The sequence below is a fragment of the Chelatococcus sp. XZ-Ab1 genome, assembly GCF_029309855.1.
GTDB classification, from domain to species: domain Bacteria; phylum Pseudomonadota; class Alphaproteobacteria; order Rhizobiales; family Beijerinckiaceae; genus Chelatococcus_A; species Chelatococcus_A sambhunathii.
Genome location: NZ_JARKII010000008.1, coordinates 162,462 through 184,051, shown reverse-complemented (window position 1 = coordinate 184,051; position 21,590 = coordinate 162,462). Strand labels below are relative to the sequence as shown.

The following is a 21,590-nucleotide window of genomic DNA, read 5'->3' as shown; positions in this document are numbered from 1 at the left end:
TAGGGTCTCAGAGCCCGCGCCGGCCGAGCGACACGGCGCGGGCGATATCGGCGGCGACCTGTGTGCGCGATTGCCGAAAACTTTCCGCATCGCGCGCCATGATGGTGACGTTGACGCTCGGCGCGGATGCGCTACGTGCCGAGGCTGATGCCTCGCGCTTCGACAGCACCCGCTCGCCGCGCTGCAGGATGGCCGGCACTTCGTCTGGCCGCAGGCCTGCCCATCCACCGGCATGCAGGCGCGACGCACCAGCGAAAGCTATGGCCGGCACCATGCGGCTAGGGCTGGGTCCGCCAACGATGCCACCGGTGTGATAAATCGGCGAGCCAAACAGTCCTGCGGCTGCCGTCGCCGGGCTCGGCACGCCAAAGAGGCTGCTGCCGAGGCTGCCCAAGGCGCCAGACAATGCGTTAGCGATGGGACCGAGGATGAAGCGCCGCGCCGCGAGTTTCGCCAGATCAGCAATCAGCGAGGTGACGAGATCGCCGAACTTCAGCTTGCCGGTCTTGACGAACTCGCCGACGGCATCCTCCGCACTCTTGAACGCACCGACCAGCGTCTTGCCGACATCAGCGCCGATCTCGCGGGCCTTCTCCGCATAATCGGCCAGGCTCTTGACCACCGCCGCCCAGCCGGTGACAACTTCTTCTGCACTTTTCTTGTGCGCCTTGCCGGCTTTCTTTGCAGCATTCGCCGACGCATCGAGTGCAGTGGTGACACGGCCCGCTGCATTGGCGGCATCGTCGAGTGCGGCCGCACTGTCCGCTTTGCGCACCGCATCGCCCAGCGCCTGCGCAGCAGGACCGACGGCATCAAAGGCGTGTGCCCGCGTATCCATCGCACGCTCACGATGGCGCTCCGCCATCACACCGGCATTGCTGGCGGCGTGATCGAGCATCGAGGAATGGGACTTTGCCCCGAACCAGTCGATCCGCGTCTCAGCGCCGAGGGTCTCGGCGACCTTGTTGAAAGTCGGACCGATGCTACCGAGAAAGTCGGCCCACTTGTTGGACAGGAACGCCATCAGCTTGAGCCAGAGCTGCTCGACGCTGGCCGTGATCGCGCGGAAATCATCGACAAACGAGCTGGCCGTGATCTTGATGCCGTCCCAGACGGCTCGTGCCAGATTACCCATCAGCTCGAGCGCGCGCCCAAACCCGCCGGCGCCTTTGACCAGCTGCCCGAACCAGTAGATTAGCTCGCCGGCGCCGACGATCAGTGCGCCGATGCCGGTGCGGATGATGGCGCCGCGCAGCAACGCCAGCGCACCCGACAGGCTGAAGGTGGCAATCCGTGCCGCAACGAAGGCAACCACCCAGCGTCCGGCCATGAAGCCGGCAAAAGCGATGCCGATGGCGGCAAGATGCTCCAGATTGTCGGCGAGCAGAATGATCGCGGCTGCGACGGCAGCGGACGTTCCCGCCATCTTGTCCCAGCGGCCCACCAGCTGCAGCGCCGCATTACCCAGAAGCGTGAAGGCATCGCCAATGGTGGCCGGCATCGCGTCGGCTTCCTGGCGCAGGCGCTCGAGATTGCCGAGCAGTGCACGCCGGATCACATCGCCGGTGATGTCGCCTTCCGCGCCAAGAGTGCGCAGCTGATTGACGTTGACCTTGAGCTCCGCCGCCAGCAGTTCGGCGATCCGCCCGCCGCTGGCGATCACGGTGTTGAGGTTCTCGCCCGAGAGCTTGCCGAGCGCCATGGCCTTTGACAGTGCGTTCTGCACGGACGCCGCGCGATCAGCCTTGGCGCCTGAAATCACCATCGCGTTGTTGAGCGCTTCGGTGAAATCCAGGCTCTCCCTGGTAGACAGACCAAGCTCGCGCAGCGCCGTGGCGTTGGCGAGCCAGGATTCCGTGGTCTGCGTAATGCTCGAATAGGTCCGCCGTGCCATGTTGGCGAGCCGCTCCATCACCGCGGCACCGCGTTCCTGCGATCCGGTGGCGAGATCGACCCGGGAGCGCAGATCGGTCCATGTGTTGGCGTAAGTGACGAGCTGCTGGACGCTGATTGCGGCGCCGAGCACGCCCATCACCCGGCTCACCACCTTGCCGGTGATGTCAGCCTGCTTCTCGATCCGCTTGAAGCTCGTCTCGCCAACCTCGCCAACGCCCTCGAACTCGGAGCGGACCAGCCGGCCGCCCTCGGCAACGAGCCGGACGGAGACGCGTTTTTCTGCCATGGGTCAATCTTCCTGTCAGACGGAGACACGCCTTGCGTGACGGTGCCGATCCGCGGAAACTTGAGTCATGTCCGAGATCGTCACCTTGTCCGCCAAATTTGAGATCCAGATCCCCGAGGCCCTCCGCGCTGCGCGGGGCTGGAAGGTCGGTCAGGTCTTCGCACTCATGCCAAAGGGAACTGGCATTCTGCTGATACCGGTGCCGGAACAGAGTTCACTTGCCGGGATCGCAAAGGGTGCTGAAGCGACCGATTGCCGGGATCGGTCGGATCGGTTCTGACCGCCAAATTCCCAACAAGGCTTTGCCTGTGCGTCATTGACATATGCGTCTGGCAACCTGGAGGAAGATGACATGAGCGAAGCTTTCAAGAGTATCGAACAGGGCCTGAAGGAGGCGCTGGCGCATGTGCGTGGTGAGCGGATGGCCACGGTCCACGAAATCGAACTGTCGGAACCGGACGTCCAGGCGATCCGAGCTGATACCGGTCAGTCGCAATCCGCGTCTGACGGCAGCATTGGCAGGAAGAAGAGCAGGCGCCTGAACCGGGGGTAATGCCGCAAGTCCTGACAGGCCGGCGTGCAACAGTCGTATCTGATCAGGCGCGCTCGGCCGCCATCTGTTCGTTGAGCTTGCGCACCATCACCGCCTCGATCTCGGACAGACATTCGGCGGCAATCAGCGGACTGACACCGAGTGCGCGCGCCATGGCTAAGGCAGCGTTCATGTCCCAGCCGATGACGACCGTGGCGCCCATGCCGCCAACCACACGCAATTGTCCAGTCAGGCGCTGGACGAGATCCCAGACCTGCCAACCCTCCGGAGTTTCCGGAGAGTTCAGCCGCGCCGGGCAATCTTCGCACGGGCTTTCGCAGGCTGCGCAGTAGGCCTCGCCCCCGCCGAAGTGCCATTCGGCAAGGGCGATGAGGCGTTTTTTTCCGCATCCAGCATCAGATGCGGCGCGAGGCAGCGGGTCTGGAAGGCCTCGAACACTGGCCAGATGTCGAGCAGCGCGTCGATCCCTTCCGGTGTGACCGACATCGGCATGCCGCTCTGATCGCCGACGCCCTCCCAATCGGTCACTATGCGGCGCGCAACCGCCTTCGCCATGACCACCGCCATCTGCTCCTGGCTGGCGTCCTTGGGCAAAGATTCGACTGTCGGATCGTTGCGGGCCGCGACCATGGTGGCGGTGGTCACCGGCAGAACAAGGAGGCGCAGGCCAGATCCAAGGTCGAGCCATTTCGGCTCAGTGGAAAGGTCGAGACGGATCATGGTCAGTAGTCCTCCACGTCATTGATGAGCACGGCGGTGCACATGCGTCCGAGCGTGGCGTCGCGCGCCGCCTGCCAATCGAACGATGCCTGCACGCCCTGCGGCCCGGAAATCTCCAGGCGCGGTCGCGGCAGATAGACCGCATGCGCTGTGAAAGTCAGGCTCTCGCCGGAGCCGAGGTTGTAGGAGAATTCCAGCTCGCACGGCGTGCCATTGATCGCCTGGCTGACGAGCGTCGAGTCGGCAAAGCGGACCTCGGTGCGGCCGGTGAGCGCGGCAATGGATGGATCGGCGCCATCGATCATGCCGTCGGCACGGATGGTCTCGATGCGGTCGAGATTGTTGGCATAGGTGATCTCGGTCGAGATCACGTTGCCCAAAGCGGTGCCGTTGCGCTTGATCGCGCCGTTGAAGTGCCCGAAGCGGATGAGATCCAGCTCCGCGGGCGTGCCGGCCTGTGACGTGGTGTTGATCGTCTCGCCCTGTGCCACCAGCCGCGCCGTTGCGGTCAGCAAGCCAGAGCGCTGCATTTGCCAGGTCAGTTGATCGAGCACTGCGCCGGAATAGAGTGCGTATCGCGGCACCTCAGGCATTCCGGTCTCGATTGCCATCGACGGCAGGGTCCAGGATCCGGATTGGAAAGTGTGGGTGAAGGGCCCCGGTGCCGTCCCCGTCGTCGTCGGCGCACCAAACGCCGCCTTCAGCCAGAAGCCGAAGGCTTGCGCATCGATCGGCACCACGACGTCGCCATCGGCGGTCACCGCATCCTTGACCGGCGCCAGCGGATCGCGGCCATAGCCCAAGAGCTCGGAATTGAGCAGCGGCTGTTCCGCTCCGAGCGTCGTGCTGGCGAATGGCATGCGGGTGAAGTCGCTCGCCGGCGGGGTGCCATAGGTCGTCTCGAACGCGAGCGCCATCAGCGCCCGCGCCCCTTGGGCTCGTGCCATGGTGTTTCTCCTCGGATTGTCGAGATCAACCGAGCGGGTCGGCCGTCGAATAGTGCAGCACCACCGGGATCATGGCGGCTTTCAGGGCGGCCGCGCCCTCGATGGGCAGATCGACCGGCTGCGGCGCTTCCGCCTCGATCCAGTCGCACAGTCCCCCAAGCGTGCGGTCGCCGGCAATCGCCGCACCAATGCTGGCGCACAGCGCATCAAACGCCGTATCGCGGCCCGCGCCCTGCACGACGGCCTCGATCTCGGCCCGGTGCTGATAATGGTAGATGAGTGGCGACAGCGTCGTCTCCGGCTCACCCGGATCGCCATCACGCAAAATCAATAGCCCTGCCGCAGGTACACGCTCGGGCAGCACCTCGCCGCGCAGCACGGTGGCTGGCAACATTGAAAGCTGCGCGTGTAGCGCGGCGAGGATGGTTTCGCGGGTGGTGGGCATGATGGTCCCGGTTCGCCGGGACCAGCCCGGCGTCAGTGATCCCTGTCGGGCTTCGGTTCCGTAAGGGCCGCGAGCCGCCGCGGCAAATCCGAGCGGCCGTCCAGGAAATCGACGATGATCACCTGATCGGCGTCCTCGACGAAAATGACGAAATGCTGACCCGCTCGCGTGAAACGCAGATCCTCGGGCAGGTCCGGATCGATGAGGCGGCGGCAGTCCTGCGACATAGCCGTGCCCGCCGCAATCGCCGCGCAACGTGCGATCAGGTCTTCCTCGTAGGCGGCAGCCTGTCGCGGACCGAAGGTCTCATGCGTCCAGCGAGCGATTTCGACGAGCGATGTTTCCGCCTGTCGCGTCAGGCGCCAGGGTTTCGGCATCAGGATTGCGCGCGGGCGGCAGTGAAGGCACGGCGAACGGCATCCTCGCCAGAACCCTCGGCCAGATCACCGCGTCGAGCCTGTTCCAACCCGGTCGTCAACCGGTCGCGCAACGCGCCGAGTTCGGCTTCCTCGCGCTCGAGAAGACGCAGCCCTGCACGCAAGGCTTCCGAGGCATTCTGATAGCGCCCCGACGCCACCAGCCGGTCGACCAGAGCAGATTGAGTGTCGGTAAGAACGACGTTGCGGGTGGCCATGCGTGTCTCCATCAAGGATATTGGCAATATATGCCAATGCCCCATGAATGTCGACCGCTGGCCAAATGCAGGTTTGTGGTGCCAGGCCCCCCGATCCATATTGGCGTGGCACCGTGGAAAGGATGATGGTCATGGTACGCAGCCTTCAGGACAAGCTCGCCAGGCTCGACCCGGCCCGCCGCGCGCGGATCGAGGCCGAGGCTAATCGCCTGCACACCGAATGCCGGGCGCCGATTCTTGATAGCACGATTACCTGTCCGCATTGCGGGCATTCGCAAAACGAGACCATGCCGACGGATGCCTGCCAGTGGTTTTACGAGTGCAAGGGCTGCGGCACGCTCCTCAAACCAAAACCGGGTGATTGCTGCGTTTTCTGCTCCTACGGCACGGTACCCTGTCCGCCGATCCAGGCCCATAAAGGATGCTGCAGTTGATAGCCTGACTGGATCGAGCCGCTCAGGAACGCGTTTCCGTCCAATTCGCCACGATCATCCCCGGCAGGGCATTCTCAACCGCACGCGCATCGCGCGCCAGATCGAGGCGTTTCGGCAGTTTCACCTGCGGCACCAGCAAGAAGATCACGGCGGTGGCGCGACCTTGCAGCCGGCTCGAGACCCGGCCGTCCTTATGCCGGGTGATGTTTTCGCGGACCCGGCCCGCCTTGCTGATGCGAACATTGTCGGCCACCAGCAGGCTCGGACCGGTGCGGCGATAGACGAAGCGCAGGAGCATGCCGGTGCGACGCTCCCACGCGCCAGGCGTGACGCGGCCACCACGAGATGATTTGCCCGCTACCGGCATCGGGATCGCCAGCCAAAACCCGTTCTTGGAGCGGATCAGTGGGCCGGTGTCGTGCGCACCAACAATCACTGGTGCTTTCGACCAGACCAGCGCTGCCGCGTTGAGACTCTGCCGACCTTTCGGATACTGCTCGGAGCGAATGGTGCGAGCGAGCCGAGACCCGAGACCCGCACCGGTAATTTGTGCGCGCCAGGCGGACTTGAGACCGGCGCCAGCTTTGCGCATGGCGGCGGTGACCGCCTTTTGGCCGGCGCGGGTTTCCGCCTCCATTGTCCGGGCAATGTCACCGACAATGCTGAGGGCGAGTTTCATGCGGAGCGGAGATCCAAAGTCCAGACGAGCCGCTCGCGATCACGCACCGGCTCGCCCTGAATGATGAAGGTTTCGCCATCGACCTCGATCCGGTCGCCGGGGCGCGGGTTTGCCACCTCGGCAACACGCAGGTCGATACGGGTGGCTTCCGACCACAGCCGCGCCTCACCGAAACCGGTGACCTCGTCCGCACGTCGGGCAATGATACGCACACGCACGGCCGTTCCGCCATCGGGCGTATAGACAGCGTCCCTGCCGATGTTCGGATCGCCGAACAGGTCGTCGATCGCCTTGGCGAAGGCGCTCATACCCATCAGTTGCTCGTGTGGATGCGCACCGCGAGCCGCGGGCGCTTGTTGACCGGTAGGGTCGAGGCCTCGGTCTTGACCTCAATGGCGCTGCCGTCGGGACGTGCGATCTGCCGGGCATAGATCGGCAGGCCGACGGTGTTGACTGTCTCGATCAGGTTCGCCGGCGCGCCGTAGGTCACGAAGGTGTCGAGGGTGCCGAGCGGGAACGCGATGCCCTCGCTCGCCGGGATCAGCGTCTCGGTTTCGCCGGTGGAGAGGGTGACGGTGGCGTTGTACTCCTCGAACATGATGCCGGCGAAGGGGAAGCGCCGGCGCGTATCTTCGCGGAGCGGTTGGGCGCCGGTCGAGGCATAGTACTTGTAGGCGTCCTCGACCTTGGCGTGGCCGATCAGCTTGTCGAAGAACTCAGGGCTGACGAGCGCCAACACGCCGGTCATGGTCTCGCCCTTGAGTTCCGTCTCGACCTTGCGCAGCACCTCGCGCACCTTGGCCTGGACGTTGGTACCGGCGGTGCCGAGCACGAAATCGACCGCCTGCTGGGAAAGCCCGAACTCGGTGAAGTAGTTGTAGAGCGTGGTGCCGGCGCCGTCCTTGACGATGCCGCGCAACGCATTGACCTCCATGTACTCGCGGGTCTGGGCGTGCTTGACCCGCATGCGAGTGAGCTTGCGCTCCATGACGGTGGCGAGCGGGTCGGCCGCGTCGGCAACGCCGAAGCCGCGCACGCCCTGGATGTCCTGGGGCGTGATCACGTCGTCGTGGGGAATCCACGGCACCGTGAAGGAGCGCATCGAGCGCGTGTCGCGGTTGGCGACGGTGGCGGGACCGCCGAGCGGCACGGTCGGCAGGAGGTTTAGCACGCCTTCGGCCTGCTCGATGACGACGGAGCGTTGGGTCACGCCCTCGAAGCGGAACAGGCCCATCTGCCCGAGCCGGGTATAGACGTTGGGCAGGATGTTGATGGCCTGGGTCATCTCGGCGAGCGAATAACCGCCCGCGTCGAAGGGATTGATGATGGCGACCATGGAGTCGGGTCTCCTTGGGATGGAACGGGCATGAAAAAGACCCCGAAGGCGGACGCCTCGGAGCCGGTGACGGATTGGATCTGACGAGCGCGGATCAGGCGGTGTCGCGCGGCACGATACCGGCAGAGCTCAGCTCGGTGTGCTTGACGGTCGTCTTGGCCGCGTCATCGACGGAGGCGTCGAAGACGAGCGCCGCCTTGGAGACGATCGCCGGGCCTCGGGCAACCATGAGGCCGGTCCTATCGCCGGCCGTCGCGTCGACCGCCTCGATCAGGACGGCCGTTGCGACCTCCGCACCCTCGTCTCCGACGACCTCGGCGTCCGGCGACAGGCGGTACTTGCCCGAGGCGGTGATCCGGCCGAGGACGGATCCGAGCGCGTAGTTCGTGCCAGCCTTGAGGGTCACAGCCTCGCGGCAGTAGCTCGCATTGAGCTCGTATTTGAGCAGGTCGCCAAGGGTCGGCGACATGGTGAGAACGGTCATGATGATCCTTCCTTTCCTCAGCTGCGGTTGGCCGAGGCGCGCTCACGCGCACGACGCACGATGGGGCTTTCGCCGCCGTTCGATGCCGGCGAGCCGGCCGGTGACGGCGCCACGGCGACCACAGAGCTCGCCTCGGCGCGTGCCGCGAGGGCGTCGAGGATGGAGCTTCGCAGCGCATGCGGCGCAATCCCCTTGGCCATGGCGTCGGCGGCGTCGATGGCGACGCCCAGTCGGGCACCCTGGACGGCAATGGCGGCGATCTCCGCATATTCGGCGCGCAACCGTTCCGCGGTGTGGCCGGTGGTGGGTACATCGGTGGTCTCCGGCGCCGCGACCGGCGGTGCGGGCTGCGGCGTATCGGGGGTTTCCGGTTCGGGCGCGTTCGTCTCGATGACGGCGTCGCCATCGATCGCCGCACCGGCATTGGGGTCGATGGTCATTTCGGTCTTTCTCCTTGGAGGTTGACGACTGCGGGCGCTCTGCGAAGCACCCCTGATCAGGCGTGGCGGGTCGAGCATCCGGGTGAGATCGGCAAGTGCGTGGCCGACGGTGCCGACTTGGTCGGCAAGGCCGGCGTCGATGCCCCGCTGGCCCCGATAGATCGCGGCCTGCGTCGCGTGGACAGCGCCGGGGCTCATGTTCCGGTTGCGCGCCACCAGGGTGACGAGGTCGGCATGGAGCGCGTCGACATCCGCCTGGATCGCCGACAACGCCGTATCCGAAAGCGGCTCGTGGGCATTGCCCTCGATCTTGCGATCGCCCGCGTGAACGAGCGTCCATTTGAGGCCGGCCATGACGTCGGCGATGCTCTCGTCGACATGGATGGCCACGACGCCGATGGATCCGACCTCCGCCGTCCGGGTGACGTAAAGGCGGTCCGCCACGCTGGCGATGGCAAAGGCAGCCGACAGCGCGCTTTCGCTCGCGACAGCCCAGAGTGGCTTCTGCGCGGCTTCGCGCAAGGACACGAGGCGATCGACCAGATCGAAGAGACCGCCGACCTCACCGCCTGGCGAGTCCAGTTCCAGCAACACGGCCCGCGCAGCTGGATCGGCCAGCGCGGCCTCCACCGCAAAAGCGATCTCGCCATAGTCGCTGGCGCCCAGAAAACCGGTGAGCCAGTCGCCACGCGTCACCAATGGCCCGAGGATCGGCACCACGGCGATGCCGGGACCGGTAACGGAATGGCTCGCCACCTGCGGCGCATCGCGGGCCGGAAGCATGGCCTGGCGTGTATCGAGCATTGGGCCGGCGGCGAGCAGGCCGTCGAGCGCTCGCGGGGCGATCGCCAAGGGCCGACCGCCGAGCCGGGTGAGCAGCGGATTCAATCGCGTCATGGAAACCTCAGTCGGCGGCGACGTTCGCCTGGTTGTCCGCTGGTGCTGCCTCTTGAGCATCGGTCAGCAGCCTCGGGTCGGATGAGGCGCTGCCGAAGGAGAGGCCAAGCTGGCGCTCTCGCGCACGGTCCGCAGCAATCTCGGCATCGACCTGATCGGCGTCATAGCCGCGCTCGGCGAGCGCCTGTGTCCGGCTCTTCAGCCCTGCCTCGATCTGTTCGATCTCGGCGCGCGCGTCCTTCAGCGGATCGACCCAGTCCCATTTGGGCGGCAACCAGGAACAGCCGAGCCAGGTGCGCCGCTGCTGTTCGTAATCAGGCAAGTCGAGCGCGCCTGAGACGACCGCCGTATCGAGCCAGCGCGCCCAGACCCGTCGACAGATCTGCCAGACCATGACCGAGTGCTGGTAGGCCTCAATGCGGCGGCGAAACTCAAGGAGCGCGAGCCGCGAGTTCGAGTAGTTCGCCTTCAGCATGTCGTTTGACAGATACGCATACGGAATGCCGAGCGCCGCCGAGACCTGCAGCAACGTGCGGTACTGGAACGGCTCGTAGGTCTGGCCGACATCGGCAGGCGCCGAGGTCTGCACTTCCTCGCCCGGCTCCAGCATCACGATCTGGCCGGGCTGCAGATCCATCGTCCGCTCGCCGCCTTCGTCGCTCTCGGCGATGTCGAAGGGCTCCGCCGGCGCCGGCGTGGTGATGAAGAGCGCATGCATGGCCGCGACCTTCTTCCGGTCGAGCTCGGCGTCGTCGTACTGATCGAGCAGGAACAGCTTCACGATGCCCGGCGCAAAGCGGGAAATCCCGCGCAACTGCCCAGCATCGACCGGATCGATGACGTGGATGACCTCGGCCGCCGACACCCGCACGATCTCGCCGGCGAGCCCTGGATCGGTCACGTCACCCGGATGGCGGCGCAGGAAGTGGTAGGCGACGCGCCTGCCGATCCGGTCGAACTCAATCCCCTGACGGACGACATTACCGCCGGGAAGCTGCTCGTTGCGGCTGAGCGGCAGCATCTCGGAGGGGATCATCTGCAGCTGCAGCGGCACCATGAGCCCGTCATCGGGCCGGCGCGGACGGAAGCGGAAGAACACTTCACCGGCGATGAATACCTCGCGCGCGGCGCGCCGCTGCTGGCCATAGAAATCGGTGAACCCCTCGGCGTCGCTGTCGTCGGTCCAGTCGAGCCAGAGGCGCTGCACGCGCGCCTTGAGTTCGGCATCGGCGATCAGGGACGACGGTTTGATGCCGTCGCCCACCACATTGCCGGCCCAGCTCTCGATGGCGTTCGCCGCATAGCCGTTGTTGCGCACCAGCCATCGGGCGCGCGCGGTGATGTCGGCGCCGGCGGCCGCGATCAGCGTGTTGAGATGCGCCCGGCTCGGCTGGAAGTGCCGCAGCCTGCGGCTTGCCTGGCCCGCCTCGAAGCCGCCCACCAGAGCGCCGATGCGGCGGCGCCACCGTGTGATCGATTCCAGCACGAGTCAGAGCCCCTTGCTTGCCGTCGTGCGAACGATGCGACGGCGCGCGCCGGTTTGCTCCTCGGCGATCCGCCGTTCGAGGTCGCCGAGGGCGACCGCCATTTCGGCATCGCTCGCATAGGTGATGCGGCGCCCCTCGACCTCGACGGTGCGCACGCCGCGCCATCGGGCGGCGAGCAGCGCATCGCGGCGCGCGATCATGTCCTCAAGCGTCATGGTCTCGGTCTCAACTCAGATAGCTGGGCGTGAACACCCGTCGGCCGCGCCGGGCAGGCGCTCGTCGCACCAGACCCGCGGAGGCGATCTCTGGCGTGCCGGGGTCAGAGGCCGTGGTCTCTGGCCCCACTGTGTTGCTCGGATCGAGCGAGCCGACCTGGCGTTCGAGATCGCGCCATTTCTGCTCGCCCCAGCGGTCGGCACCGGCGATCCAGGCGGCGGCACGGGCATAGACCCGGCAATCCAGCGCCTCGTTGCGTTCGCGGAGCTTCTGCCATTCGAGCCGCTGAAACCCGCGCCTGGTCTTCACCGTCACCAGCTGTTCGGCGACGAACTGCTTGCACCACTCGCTGTCGGCCCAAGCCGGCAGGTGGATGGTCCCTGCGGGAAAGCTGGCGCCTCCGGCACGCTCCTCGTCGGTCGGCCGTTCGAGCCGGAGGTAGCGATAGGTCTCGGCCTTGAAGGTCGAGACCGCGACCGACCACAGCCGCGCGCCGCGCCGCAATCGCTTGCCGCCGGCGGTCGCATCGACATAGGTCGGGCCGGAGACCGGGCTCGCCCGATTGAAACCCTCGACACCCTTGACTGGCGCCACCTGCGCGAAGCCGGCGCGCCGTGCCCAGCCGTAGACCGACGGCGCCTCGAAGCCGGTGTCGATCGCGAGGCGCGACAGGCCCATCGCCACCCCAGAGGCGTGCGGCCAGTTGCGGCTCAAGAGACCGTCCAACGCGGACCATGCGGCGGCGTGTTCGGGGCCGCCCTCAATGACGATGTGGTCGATGAGCCAGCTCTCCAGCCCGCGACCCCATGCCCAGACATCGACCTCGATGCGATCCTTCTGGACGTCGGCGCCGGCGGTGAGAAACAGGCCGCCCATCGGCACCGTGCCGGCCGGCCAGCTTTCCCTACGATCGTAGAGCCGCTGCCAGTCCGGCGCTTCGCCCGTCTCGACCCATGTCTCGCCCAGCGATGTATTGACGAAGGTCTTCATCGCCTCGTCGCCGTGATCCTTCGCCGACAGAAAGGTGCGCACCATGGCTTCCAAGCGGACCCAGGAGGAATAGACCTCGTTCAGGTGAAAGCCGGCGATGCCGTCGAACGGGGCCTCAGCCCGCCATTCGCCCCGGCGCACGGCGGCCCAGCGTTCGGCGTCGCTCCAATGCACGCCGCAATGGCGGCATTGGTATCGCGCGGTCTCCGGCCGGTGGGCGCCGTCCGCGTCGCGGTCCCAGCGAACCTGCTCCCAGACCAGCGTCTGATGCTCGCCGCATTCCGGGCACGGCGCGAAGAAGCGGCGCCTGTCGCTTTCGGTGAACGCCGTCTCGATCCGGCTCGCGCCACGGATGGTCGGCGTCGAGACCAGGACGATCTTGCGGTTCCAGAAGGTGACCGTGCGCTTCTTCGCCAGATTGACCGGATCGCCCTCGGCGCCGGCGCTGAACGGATAGCGGTCGACCTCGTCGCACAGGAGGATGCGGATCGGCCGGCTGGCCAGGCCCGAGGGTGCATTGGCGCCGACGATGGTCAGATGCCCGCCGGGAAACTTCTTGTGCAGGATCTTGTTCGACCCGTCCCGCGACTTCGGATCCGAGATGCGCCCATGCAGACAGGGCGTATCGCGCGCCATCGGCGAGAAACGGTCCTTCGACCAGGTCTCCGCATCGCGTTCCGTCGGCATCACCACCATCACCGGCGCCGGGTCCTGGTCGATGTGGAATGCAACGGTGTTGAGCAGCACCTCCGTCTTGCCGGTCTGGCTCGACGACATCACGACGACGCTTTCGACCGCCGGATCGGAGATCGCGTCCATGATGCCGCGCTGGTAGATGGCCCGCTCGGTGCGCCAGCGGCCGGGCTCGGCGCTGGCTTCGGAACTCAGGCGGCGCCTGGCGTCGGCCCACTCACTGATCGTCAGGGTCGGCGGCGGCGCCAGGATCGTCAGCGCCTTGCGCGTCGCCTGCGCCAGCCGCGCCGGCCCCTTCAGCACCAACGGCGATGGCCGGGAGGCTGGCGAGTTCCGCGAGCGCTTCGGTGATCGCGTCGCGGATCTGCGCGCGCGTGCCGGCAATGGTCGTCTCCTCGTGGACGAGCGGCGCCAGCCTGTCGGGCAGGACCAGCAGACGCGCGCGCAGGCGGGCCAGCACGGCGATCCAAGCCTCCTCGACCTGAGCGGCCGGCAAGAGGTCGCCGCGCCGGACAGCTGCGTCCATTTCGGCGAGATCGGCCTTGGCCTTGATCAGCCGGGCGCGCTCGACACCGAAATCGGCGGCGCCCGTCTGCGACCGCGTCGCCAGTTCGCGCAGGTAGCGCACATAGCCGCGCACCGTGCCGACGAGATCGTAGCGCCCGCGTTCGGGGCCGGTGCGAGCTGACGCCGGGATGATCCCGTCGCGCGCCAGCTGCTGGACCCGCCTTTCGGTCAGGTCCAGGAGCCGGGCGATGACCGCGATCGGTTGGGTATTGGTCGCCATGAACGGGGGCCGCTCCCGGGCAAGATCAGGTCATGTCGGGAGCCCCGCCATCACTGCATAAAAAGCAATGAAATGATGCACTTATCGACTTGATGAGGGTGTCGATCAGAGCCTGTATGGGGTCACCATCAAGCGTTGGAGACCGCCATGACGAAGTCCCGAAACACCGCTTCCGCCTTCGACACTTTCATCGCCAAGAAGGCGGAAATCGACGCGATGCTGGAGCGCATCAAGGCCCTGAGCGACGACCATTTCGACACCAGCCCCGACGAGATCAACTGGGGCCATGTCGGGACACTCACGCACTATGCCGAGCTCCTGAAGCGCATCACCGACGCCGCCTTCAAGGAGGGCGAACACGCCGATTAGACGCGCCGCTTCCCGCCTTCGCCCCGTTGGGTTCGCCCTCGGGGCTCGGGGCAGTAGAAGGCCCGCGATGGTCGCGCGCCTCTCCTGAAGAAGGGCTGCCCAATGACCAAGCTTTCCGACACCCAGATGATCGTCCTTAGCACCGCCGCGCAGCGCGCGAACATGCTGGCGCTGCCGCTCCCGAAGAACCTCAAGGGCGGCGCCGCGCAGAAGGTGATTGCACCGCTGCTCAAGCAGGGCCTGCTCGAAGAGATCGATGCCGACTCGCGGATCGGCGAGCACGTCTGGCGCGAGACCGGCGACGGCCACGGCGTCACCCTCGCAATCACCGAGCACGGACTCGCCGCCATCGGTATCGAGCCGGACGCCTCGCCTGAGCCTGCGGAGCCGAAGCATGGCGTTCCCGCTGCCGCCAAGGCGTCAACGGAGCCGAAGGTCCGCGAAGGCAGCAAGCAGGCCCAGCTGATCGCCACGCTGCAGAGCGCCGACGGAGCAACCATAGCGGAAATCGCCGCCGCCTTCGGCTGGCAACCGCATACGGTGCGCGGCGCCATCGCCGGGGCACTCAAGAAGAAGCTCGGGCTCGACGTGACCTCCGAGAAGGTCGAAGGACGCGGCCGCGTATATCGCCTCAGCCGGGAAGGCTGAGCCATGGCGAAGACCACCATCCACGACCGTCTCGTCGCCGCCCTGCAGCACCGAGGCGAAGCGATCATCGCCGAGACGCGCTCGACCCGCTACACGGTCCTCACGCGAACGCGCCGAGAAACCGGCGAGCAGGTCGGCTTCTATTTTGTCGGCCGTGCCGGCGCGCTCCGGGCCGGCCGCACGGTGGCCGAGAGCCGACCGGTGGGCGCCTACTTCCGGGCGAAGCTGCTCGGAGCGACCGCCAGTTGACACGTCATCATCACTGACGCGCCGCTGCCCGCGATGGGCGGCGGCGTTTCGCTTATGCAGACAAAGCGCGCATCCGTTCGAAGATGCGCCGCACGGCATAGCTGCGTGCCACCGAGACCAGCGTGAACAGAGCGCCGATCAACAGATTGTCGCTCAGGGACACTTGCAGACCGAACAACGGGAAGACCGCGATCTGGGTCAGCACGGCCACGCCGTAGCCGATCGCGACATTGCTCAACGCCTCGATCAAAGACATCCGGCGCGATTGCTTCATGCCGCGTCCTTTGCGCCGTCGCCAGCGCCAAGACGCGCGGCTTTCACCTCTTCGAAGCTGCGATCTTCGTCGTCCAGTTTCGCCGACTTCCCCGTGTATGCCTGCCAGCGGTTGACGATGACGTCGCAGAAGGTCTCGGAGAGTTCGAGCCCAAAGACGCGTCGCCCTGTGCGCTCGCCTGCAATGAGTTGCGAGCCCGAGCCGGAGAACGGCTCGTAGCAGGTTTCGCCTGGCACGGTGTGCAGCTCCATCGGCAGCGTGAACACGCGCACCGGTTTCGAGGTCGGGTGCTCGCGCGTCTCGATCTCGCTCGACGGGATGGACCACACGGTCGTCGGCCAGTTCTCGAAGCCTTCACGGTTGACGCGCGGCTTGTTGCCCGAGCGCCAGCCGAACAGGCAGGGCTCGTGCGCCCACAGCATGATCGAGCGCGTCAGCACCGGACGGCTCTTGGCCCAGATGATCTGTTGGTGATGCAGCACATCGAACTTTGCCCAGCACGCCTCCAGCATCGCCTGGCGCCGCGAGGCGTGCCAGCAATACCAGGCCGCGTCCTCCTTGATGGCGCAGTCGATGGCGACCTGCATGAAGGCCTCATAGAACCGCGGACCCTGGGATGAATCATCCCAATGCTTCTGCTCGATGTAGTCGTCGGACCAGTCCTTGTTGGCGATCTTCTTGGCCCGGGCCGACGCGTTCCTCTTCGTCGGGTGGTTGGTGCCGTCATAGTCGACGAGATAGGGCGGATCGGTTGCGAACAGCGCAGCGCGCTCGCCGTTCATCAGGCGGGTGACGTCCTCGGCCGAGGTCGAGTCCCCGCATAGCAGGCGGTGGTCCCCAAGTAGCCAGAGATCGCCGCGGCGGGTGACGGGCGTGGCGGGCGGCTCAGGAATCTCATCTTCGTCGACCAGCCCCTCGACGGGCGCGTCGGCCAGGAGACGGGCCAGTTCATCGTCCTCGAAACCGGTCAGCGCCAGGTCGAACTCGTCGAGCTTCAGATCGGCCAGTTCGAGCTTGAGCAGTTCGTCGTCCCAGCTCGCATTCTGATGCGAGCGGTTGTCCATCAGCCGGTAGGCGCGCAGCTGAGCCGGCGTCAGGCCGTGTGCGACATGCACCGGCACGCTCGTCATGCCGAGGCGCTTGGCCGCCTCGTACCGAGTATGGCCGACGACGATCACCAAGTCCTCGTCGACGACGATCGGCTGACGCCAGCCGAACTCGGCCAGCGAGGCGGCGACCGTGGCGACAGCTTCCTCGTTGCGCCGCGGGTTGCGGGCATAGGGCACGAGCTTGTCGATCGGGGTTTCGACGACGTCCATGGCCGGTCCGGTGCGATGGGAGAAGGATCTGATCCGGCGGTCGCGAAGCCAGCCGACGCGCTGTGCCGGCGAAACGGGTCCCGCTTCGCCAACAAGCCCGGAGCGAAACGCCCCCGACTGGCGGCTTCGCCATCGCCGAGGTTCGCAGACGCCTAAGTGTTTGAATTCATGAGGCCGACGATGCAGGCGAAACGAAGTGGCCTATTTCGGCACCGTCACTGGGGAAGCGTCGCGCCATTGCCGCCAGCATACGACTTTGGCCAGGGAGGAACCGTGCATCTCGCCGGTCGGAGATCATCGGCGCGCGGCTCGCCCGAGCATGCCCAAGAACTAGCCCAAATCGCCGATGTGTGTCTCGCCGGGAAATGTCTCAGCGAAAATTGTCTCACCGCGTGAATCAATTTGACAGAGTGATTGCGCGTTGAATCTCCGCGCGCTTACCGATTTATGCGCAGCTCCACGCAGGCCTCCATTGTCGGCGGCGCGTAATTTGGATGCTGTCTTAAGAGTTCCTGCTCGCGATCGCCCGCGGGACCAACTTGCAGGACACCGCCTCGCAGCTGTTCGTAATATTGCCTACGTTCTTCATACTTATCGCAATCCGCCTCCACCATCACACGATACGTACCGTTTATCATGGCGGTGAGGTCGATGAGGAGGTCGAAGCCCAGCAGAAGGCGGTGAAAGTCGTGTGGCCGATAAAAGTTGCCTGCGTCCATCCCGTGCAGAACGTAGTGACGATTCAGCACGGACAGTGAGAAGTCCGCACTGGACGTATGCGCGTAAATCCAACGGTCGATGAACGCCGACAATGCATCCCGAAATGCCGATTGCACGGCGTTCATTTCCGAATTGATGTTGGCGAGCGTCAAGTTGGCGATCGTTGCCTTCAGCTGCGCGAAACTGGGCTTGTTAGGCTGGCCAAGGCGCCATCCGTTAATCGAGAGCAGGACGCCCTCAAGCGCCACAAGGAGCAGGCAAACAGCGGCGGCGTACTCTCGCTTGTAATAGGCAAAAACCGCGCTCTCGTACAAATGCGAATAGCCGGAGATATGGGGTGTCCGTAGGGCGAGCCACACATAGCGTGCACGGACCTGCGTGCTGAAGGCCACGTCGAGAAATTCCTTATGGATTTTGTCTTCAATCGCGCGTTTCGCCGCGTCATCCGGTGGCAAGTTCGCCTGAATATAGGCCACCAGATTCTTGATGCGTTCGTGCTCTTCGCCGTTGATGTATGGAGGCACAAACCACCCATAATCCATGAGCACCGGTGTAATCGCGGGGTACTCATTCAGTCTCTTCTGCTGCGACATCTCTTCCTCGCGCGCGCTACGTTAATCATGATGGATACGAGCACGCGCCGTCGCGCCTTTGATCAGCTCCATCCAGCGATGACATTCTAGGCCGGAACCAGTCACGAATCGACGCGTCCGCACCAGCCAACTCGATCCCGCTCCAGCACTACACGACGGTCAAGTTCTCTCGACCCTTTCGATCACGAATCGCCGCGACCGCTTCCCCGGTACCCTCCACTCATTAAGCCGCCAGACGATCAGGCTCAGCGCATACTCCCATCGGCGATGGGCTGTCGCCCGCGCGATGCCGAAGCGCCAGCAGATCGGCTTCCACGGCGTACCCTCGGCGCGCGCCCAGACAAGCCGCGCATCGTCGGGCTCCAACCATCGCAGCCAGGGCAGCGTTGCCTCCATGCGGCTGATCGCGTCCGGCAACGGCGGCGGACGCTTCATGCGCGGCGGCTCCTGACCGACGAGATCAGCGAACTCATGCGCGATCTTCGGCCACACCGAGAAGTAGCCCTGCACCCGAACGTCGGGGAGGCGCTTCATGACGTCGGCAGCTTCGATCAGCCGTTCCTCGACCTGTTCGCGAGTCCAATCAGCCATGCCGTTGCTCCGTCGGCGGGCGCCGTCCGCCATAGAGCTTTTCGCCGAGCTGGCGAACCAGTTCTCGCTCGGGCCAGGTGAGACGCGGATCGGTGGGGCTGACGACGAGGAGGCCCTGCTCGCGCCAGCCCTCACGCTTGACCTCTTCAGCCGACCGGCGTTCGCCGCCATACCCCTTCGGCAGCCATCTCATCGTCCGACCTCCTGCAGCACCGCTGCATAGCCGGCGATGTCGAGGATCGAATCCTGATGCTTGGGATCGTGCCCGAGCCGCGCCAGCTTCAGATCGATGAGGCAGAGCACGACTTCCGCCGGCGTGATAGGGCGGCCAAGTGTGATCGACCAGCGTCTGGCGACTACGGCCATCGCGGCGGCGGGTTCTCCGTAGATCTTGCGGCGCTCGGCGACGACCGACGCGGCATGCCTGAGCATCGTCTCCCCGCTCATCGCACGCCTCCATCAGTCTCGATGGCCCAGAGCAGGATGGCGATGGCGTCGGCTTCATTATCGTCCGCAGGCGAGAATCCCCGGGCACGAACGGCAGCCATTACGGCGACCTTGTCGGCGTTGCCCTTGGCGGCGACGTGCCGCTTGATTGTGCCGACGGGAACGCCCTGATAGGCGATCGCGTGGCTCTCACACCAGGCGCTCAACGTCGCCAGGAAGCCGCCATAGAGATGGGCCGCGTCGGTGCCGACATGGCGGCGAACCTCCTCGAAATAGATCGCGGTGAGACCGTCGGTATCCTCGGCGATCTGGTCCAGCCAGCTTCGGAAGCGCAGGTAGCGCATGCCGCCGCCGTCATAGCGGCTCGGCCGGAACGAGACCGTGCCGCTTGTAATCAGGCCGTCATGGCTGCGCAGCGCCCAGCCGGTCGTGGTGCCGAGATCGAGGCTGAGAATGGCGCGATGCGCATGAGCCGGATGTGGACGGAATGCGATGGCCCCTGCTGCGGCGGGGCCGGTTTCGATGGTCGAAATCATGATTGTCTCCAAGGCGCGAGCAAGGGTCGGGTTTCGGAGCGAAGACCCATCGCGGCGGACCGGTCGCTGCCGCCTGGAGACGGCCGAGTTGACGGAGCATGCCCATCAGAGCACCTCCTTGAGCCAGTCCGGCGCAGCGCCGTTTGGGGAACGTGGTGAGGGATGTTCCCCCGCATGTTCCCCGGTGCAAGCCGTTGAGGGACAAGCGCTTTGGGAAGGTGACGAAGGTGGGGAACGTTTTTCTCCATCCTCCATCGCGTGGGCGCAGCCGCGCACATGCGTTAGTGTCGAAAAACGTTCCCCATGTTCCCCACGTTCCCCGGAGCCTTTTGTTTCAATGGGTTGTGCCGGGGAACGTTGGTTTTCGACGTTCCCCTTTTCGGCGCAACGTTCCCCGGCCGACGGCACGACAGCTTGCGGAAAACGTTCCCCACGTTCCCCTTCGATCGTGAGCTGCCAGCGCTTGGCTTGATGGGAGACGCCCAGCGTTCGCACGCGGATCTTGCGGCCGTCGATGTCGAACACCCGGTCGCGCATGCGGGCGAGCGCCTTGCCGAGCCGTGTGCGCTGTGACCGGTCGCCCCCGGCGCCCAGCGGCAGCGGAGGCTCGCAGACCAACGCCACCTCATAGAGATCGCCGGTGCCGACCTCGGCCGTCCCGAAGCGGTCCCACCAGGCGCCGATGAAGCTACGCCAGATCGCGCCCTCGCCATCGGCGGCAGCGAGCATCTCATCGAGATTGGCGAGAAACCCTTCGATCCCGGCGACCTCGAGGACGCCGCCCATGATTTGTGACCAGATCTCGTAGCTGCCGATCATGCGCGCGCCCCGTGGCCTGCCGGCGGCGATCCACGCCCGGCACAATGTGAGGCAGGCCGCGACAATGCGCGGCCGGTTGGCGCGAACCCAGCTCATGAGATCGGGGTGGCGGAACCCCTCGCGCCGCCAGGGTTGATCCACACGAGCATCGAGCCGGATGCGCACGATGCGGCGCGCCATCTCGTTGGAGAATTCGGGATTGTTGCCGGTCGCGATCCAGACGCAGCGGATCGGCAATCGCGTCATCTCGGACGCACCGAGAATGCGGTCCTCCCAGAAGGGCGCGGTGAGAGCTGCCGCAAGCGCAGAGGAGTCGAGCGGGTGACGCAGATTGTCGATGAGCACCATCGAGGGGATCTGGCGCAGCTTGGCGGTCAGCCGCTTGCGCCACTCTTCATCGTCGCGGCCCTCGGTCATCACGGAGGCGCTGACGCCGGTGAGCACGGTCGCGATCGCGTCGACCATCAGGGTCGCGCCGGTGCCGGGTGTCGGCTTCTCGATCAGATGAAGCGGCGTCGGTGCGTCGATCATGGCGCGAAGAAAGCCGAGCAGCATCAAGGCAACGGCATGCGCCCGCTCCGCGTGGCCGGTGAAGGGGAACTCGCCGAGCATGTCGTCGATGATGAGACTGCGCGCGGTCGCGATCTCCACCGGCGACGGGCGCTCCGGCACCTGCGGCACGGCAAAGCCTGGTGTGGGCTGGTAGAGCAGCCGCGCATCGGGGTGGTAGCCGGGCTCCGTCAGGAGCGCTCCATTGCGGCCGAAGACCGGTGTGGTGACGATCCCCGCCAGCACGGGCAGGCCGGGATCGGGCGTCGCCAACAGCGATTTGATGAGCGGCGTCGGCGGATGCGCGGGGACAAGATCGCTATTGCGGGCCAGACGCCGCCAATCGGCTAGCTTGGCCAGCATGTGTCGCATGCGCTCTTCCGTGACGGGCCGGGCCATGGGCAGGCCGTCATCGTCATGCACGGCCCATGTCGGCATGCTGCCGCTGCGAAAGAGCCAGGGCGTGTTGTTCGAGGCGAGGAGCAAACCCCAGCTGCGTGCGTGGGCGCGGGCGAGATCGCCCTCATCAGCGCGCAGTTGCGGCAAGCGCCC

At 65.7% G+C, this 21,590-nt stretch carries 30 protein-coding genes; 6 read left to right on the top strand and 24 right to left on the bottom strand.

The window, feature by feature from the left end; translation table 11 throughout:
- Window positions 1-7 precede the first annotated feature (7 nt).
- A complete protein-coding gene (locus tag P2T65_RS13810) occupies window positions 8-2,182 on the bottom strand; it encodes a tape measure protein (protein WP_276199998.1) in 2,175 nt (724 codons plus the stop codon).
- A 67-nt stretch (window positions 2,183-2,249) separates the two neighbouring features.
- Between P2T65_RS13810 and P2T65_RS13805 the strand changes: the two genes are divergently transcribed.
- A complete protein-coding gene (locus P2T65_RS13805; protein ID WP_276199997.1) occupies window positions 2,250-2,462 on the top strand; it encodes an AbrB/MazE/SpoVT family DNA-binding domain-containing protein in 213 nt (70 codons plus the stop codon).
- 72 nt (window positions 2,463-2,534) lie between these two features.
- Window positions 2,535-2,735 carry a hypothetical protein gene (locus tag P2T65_RS13800; protein ID WP_053239919.1) on the top strand — a complete coding sequence of 67 codons (201 nt, stop codon included), beginning with the start codon at window positions 2,535-2,537 and terminating at the stop codon, window positions 2,733-2,735.
- A gap of 43 nt (window positions 2,736-2,778) precedes the next feature.
- On the opposite strand, the gene P2T65_RS13795 is transcribed toward P2T65_RS13800, so the two are convergent.
- The 6 genes from P2T65_RS13795 to P2T65_RS13770 all read right to left on the bottom strand — a co-directional run bounded on the left by P2T65_RS13795 (window position 2,779) and on the right by P2T65_RS13770 (window position 5,481).
- The gene (locus P2T65_RS13795) at window positions 2,779-2,937 is read right to left on the bottom strand and encodes a hypothetical protein (RefSeq protein ID WP_169507165.1); all 159 of its coding nucleotides are present in this window, start codon (window positions 2,935-2,937) and stop codon (window positions 2,779-2,781) included.
- Window positions 2,938-3,017: 80 nt separating this feature from the next.
- On the bottom strand, window positions 3,018-3,455 hold the full coding sequence (locus tag P2T65_RS13790; RefSeq protein ID WP_276199996.1) for a hypothetical protein: 438 nt from the start codon (window positions 3,453-3,455) through the stop codon (window positions 3,018-3,020).
- Window positions 3,456-3,457: 2 nt separating this feature from the next.
- A complete protein-coding gene (locus tag P2T65_RS13785; RefSeq protein ID WP_276199995.1) occupies window positions 3,458-4,402 on the bottom strand; it encodes a phage tail tube protein in 945 nt (314 codons plus the stop codon).
- A gap of 25 nt (window positions 4,403-4,427) precedes the next feature.
- Window positions 4,428-4,847, bottom strand: coding sequence for a hypothetical protein (locus tag P2T65_RS13780; protein ID WP_276199994.1), 420 nt, complete (start codon window positions 4,845-4,847; stop codon window positions 4,428-4,430).
- Between the two features lie 32 nt (window positions 4,848-4,879).
- Window positions 4,880-5,224: a type II toxin-antitoxin system RelE/ParE family toxin gene (locus P2T65_RS13775; protein WP_276199993.1), complete on the bottom strand. Its 345-nt coding sequence runs from the start codon at window positions 5,222-5,224 to the stop codon at window positions 4,880-4,882.
- Complete coding sequence (locus P2T65_RS13770; RefSeq protein ID WP_276199992.1) at window positions 5,224-5,481, bottom strand: type II toxin-antitoxin system ParD family antitoxin; 258 nt, start codon at window positions 5,479-5,481, stop codon at window positions 5,224-5,226. Before P2T65_RS13770 ends, P2T65_RS13775 begins: the two co-directional genes overlap by 1 nt.
- Before the next feature lie 233 nt (window positions 5,482-5,714).
- Here P2T65_RS13770 and P2T65_RS13765 point away from each other — a divergent pair, with 233 nt between their 5' ends.
- Entirely contained in the window at window positions 5,715-5,915 is a 201-nt protein-coding gene (locus P2T65_RS13765; protein ID WP_276200037.1) for a GDCCVxC domain-containing (seleno)protein, read from the top strand.
- A 22-nt stretch (window positions 5,916-5,937) separates the two neighbouring features.
- Here the strand turns inward: P2T65_RS13765 and P2T65_RS13760 are convergent, their stop codons facing one another.
- From P2T65_RS13760 to P2T65_RS13720, 9 genes are all read right to left on the bottom strand, one after another.
- Window positions 5,938-6,594, bottom strand: coding sequence for a DUF6441 family protein (locus tag P2T65_RS13760; RefSeq protein WP_276199991.1), 657 nt, complete (start codon window positions 6,592-6,594; stop codon window positions 5,938-5,940).
- Complete coding sequence (locus P2T65_RS13755; protein ID WP_276199990.1) at window positions 6,591-6,908, bottom strand: hypothetical protein; 318 nt, start codon at window positions 6,906-6,908, stop codon at window positions 6,591-6,593. The genes P2T65_RS13760 and P2T65_RS13755 overlap by 4 nt, the downstream gene beginning before the upstream one ends.
- Window positions 6,908-7,930, bottom strand: a complete 1,023-nt coding sequence (locus tag P2T65_RS13750; protein ID WP_276199989.1) for a major capsid protein — start codon at window positions 7,928-7,930, stop codon at window positions 6,908-6,910. Before P2T65_RS13750 ends, P2T65_RS13755 begins: the two co-directional genes overlap by 1 nt.
- 94 nt (window positions 7,931-8,024) lie before the next feature.
- Entirely contained in the window at window positions 8,025-8,414 is a 390-nt protein-coding gene (locus P2T65_RS13745; protein WP_260349164.1) for a head decoration protein, read from the bottom strand.
- Between the two features lie 17 nt (window positions 8,415-8,431).
- The gene (locus P2T65_RS13740) at window positions 8,432-9,751 is read right to left on the bottom strand and encodes a S49 family peptidase (RefSeq protein ID WP_276199988.1); all 1,320 of its coding nucleotides are present in this window, start codon (window positions 9,749-9,751) and stop codon (window positions 8,432-8,434) included.
- A gap of 7 nt (window positions 9,752-9,758) precedes the next feature.
- On the bottom strand, window positions 9,759-11,237 hold the full coding sequence (locus tag P2T65_RS13735; RefSeq protein ID WP_276199987.1) for a phage portal protein: 1,479 nt from the start codon (window positions 11,235-11,237) through the stop codon (window positions 9,759-9,761).
- Window positions 11,238-11,240: 3 nt separating this feature from the next.
- Window positions 11,241-11,453 (bottom strand): hypothetical protein, encoded by a 213-nt coding sequence (locus P2T65_RS13730; protein WP_260349167.1) that lies wholly within the window; start codon window positions 11,451-11,453, stop codon window positions 11,241-11,243.
- A gap of 10 nt (window positions 11,454-11,463) precedes the next feature.
- A complete protein-coding gene (locus tag P2T65_RS13725; protein ID WP_276199986.1) occupies window positions 11,464-13,440 on the bottom strand; it encodes a phage terminase large subunit family protein in 1,977 nt (658 codons plus the stop codon).
- Window positions 13,355-13,924 (bottom strand): hypothetical protein, encoded by a 570-nt coding sequence (locus P2T65_RS13720; protein WP_260349169.1) that lies wholly within the window; start codon window positions 13,922-13,924, stop codon window positions 13,355-13,357. The genes P2T65_RS13725 and P2T65_RS13720 overlap by 86 nt, the downstream gene beginning before the upstream one ends.
- A 147-nt stretch (window positions 13,925-14,071) precedes the next feature.
- Between P2T65_RS13720 and P2T65_RS13715 the strand changes: the two genes are divergently transcribed.
- From P2T65_RS13715 to P2T65_RS13705, 3 genes are all read left to right on the top strand, one after another.
- Window positions 14,072-14,293 carry a hypothetical protein gene (locus P2T65_RS13715; RefSeq protein ID WP_276199985.1) on the top strand — a complete coding sequence of 74 codons (222 nt, stop codon included), beginning with the start codon at window positions 14,072-14,074 and terminating at the stop codon, window positions 14,291-14,293.
- A 102-nt stretch (window positions 14,294-14,395) separates the two neighbouring features.
- The gene (locus P2T65_RS13710) at window positions 14,396-14,941 is read left to right on the top strand and encodes a DUF3489 domain-containing protein (protein WP_276199984.1); all 546 of its coding nucleotides are present in this window, start codon (window positions 14,396-14,398) and stop codon (window positions 14,939-14,941) included.
- A gap of 3 nt (window positions 14,942-14,944) precedes the next feature.
- Complete coding sequence (locus P2T65_RS13705; RefSeq protein WP_276199983.1) at window positions 14,945-15,190, top strand: hypothetical protein; 246 nt, start codon at window positions 14,945-14,947, stop codon at window positions 15,188-15,190.
- Between the two features lie 52 nt (window positions 15,191-15,242).
- Here P2T65_RS13705 and P2T65_RS13700 read toward each other — a convergent pair whose 3' ends face one another.
- The 8 genes from P2T65_RS13700 to P2T65_RS13665 all read right to left on the bottom strand — a co-directional run bounded on the left by P2T65_RS13700 (window position 15,243) and on the right by P2T65_RS13665 (window position 21,584).
- Window positions 15,243-15,464, bottom strand: coding sequence for a hypothetical protein (locus tag P2T65_RS13700; RefSeq protein ID WP_260349173.1), 222 nt, complete (start codon window positions 15,462-15,464; stop codon window positions 15,243-15,245).
- Window positions 15,461-16,783 carry a DNA modification methylase gene (locus tag P2T65_RS13695; protein WP_276199982.1) on the bottom strand — a complete coding sequence of 441 codons (1,323 nt, stop codon included), beginning with the start codon at window positions 16,781-16,783 and terminating at the stop codon, window positions 15,461-15,463. The genes P2T65_RS13700 and P2T65_RS13695 overlap by 4 nt, the downstream gene beginning before the upstream one ends.
- A gap of 437 nt (window positions 16,784-17,220) precedes the next feature.
- A complete protein-coding gene (locus P2T65_RS13690; protein WP_276199981.1) occupies window positions 17,221-18,096 on the bottom strand; it encodes a hypothetical protein in 876 nt (291 codons plus the stop codon).
- Window positions 18,097-18,255: 159 nt separating this feature from the next.
- A complete protein-coding gene (locus P2T65_RS13685; protein ID WP_276199980.1) occupies window positions 18,256-18,687 on the bottom strand; it encodes a DUF6362 family protein in 432 nt (143 codons plus the stop codon).
- Window positions 18,680-18,880, bottom strand: coding sequence for a hypothetical protein (locus tag P2T65_RS13680; protein ID WP_276199979.1), 201 nt, complete (start codon window positions 18,878-18,880; stop codon window positions 18,680-18,682). The genes P2T65_RS13685 and P2T65_RS13680 overlap by 8 nt, the downstream gene beginning before the upstream one ends.
- Window positions 18,877-19,134 carry a DUF6378 domain-containing protein gene (locus tag P2T65_RS13675; protein WP_072602030.1) on the bottom strand — a complete coding sequence of 86 codons (258 nt, stop codon included), beginning with the start codon at window positions 19,132-19,134 and terminating at the stop codon, window positions 18,877-18,879. The genes P2T65_RS13680 and P2T65_RS13675 overlap by 4 nt, the downstream gene beginning before the upstream one ends.
- Window positions 19,131-19,670 (bottom strand): hypothetical protein, encoded by a 540-nt coding sequence (locus tag P2T65_RS13670; RefSeq protein WP_276199978.1) that lies wholly within the window; start codon window positions 19,668-19,670, stop codon window positions 19,131-19,133. The genes P2T65_RS13675 and P2T65_RS13670 overlap by 4 nt, the downstream gene beginning before the upstream one ends.
- Window positions 19,671-19,775: 105 nt before the next feature.
- Entirely contained in the window at window positions 19,776-21,584 is a 1,809-nt protein-coding gene (locus P2T65_RS13665) for a hypothetical protein (protein ID WP_276199977.1), read from the bottom strand.
- Window positions 21,585-21,590 lie beyond the last annotated feature (6 nt).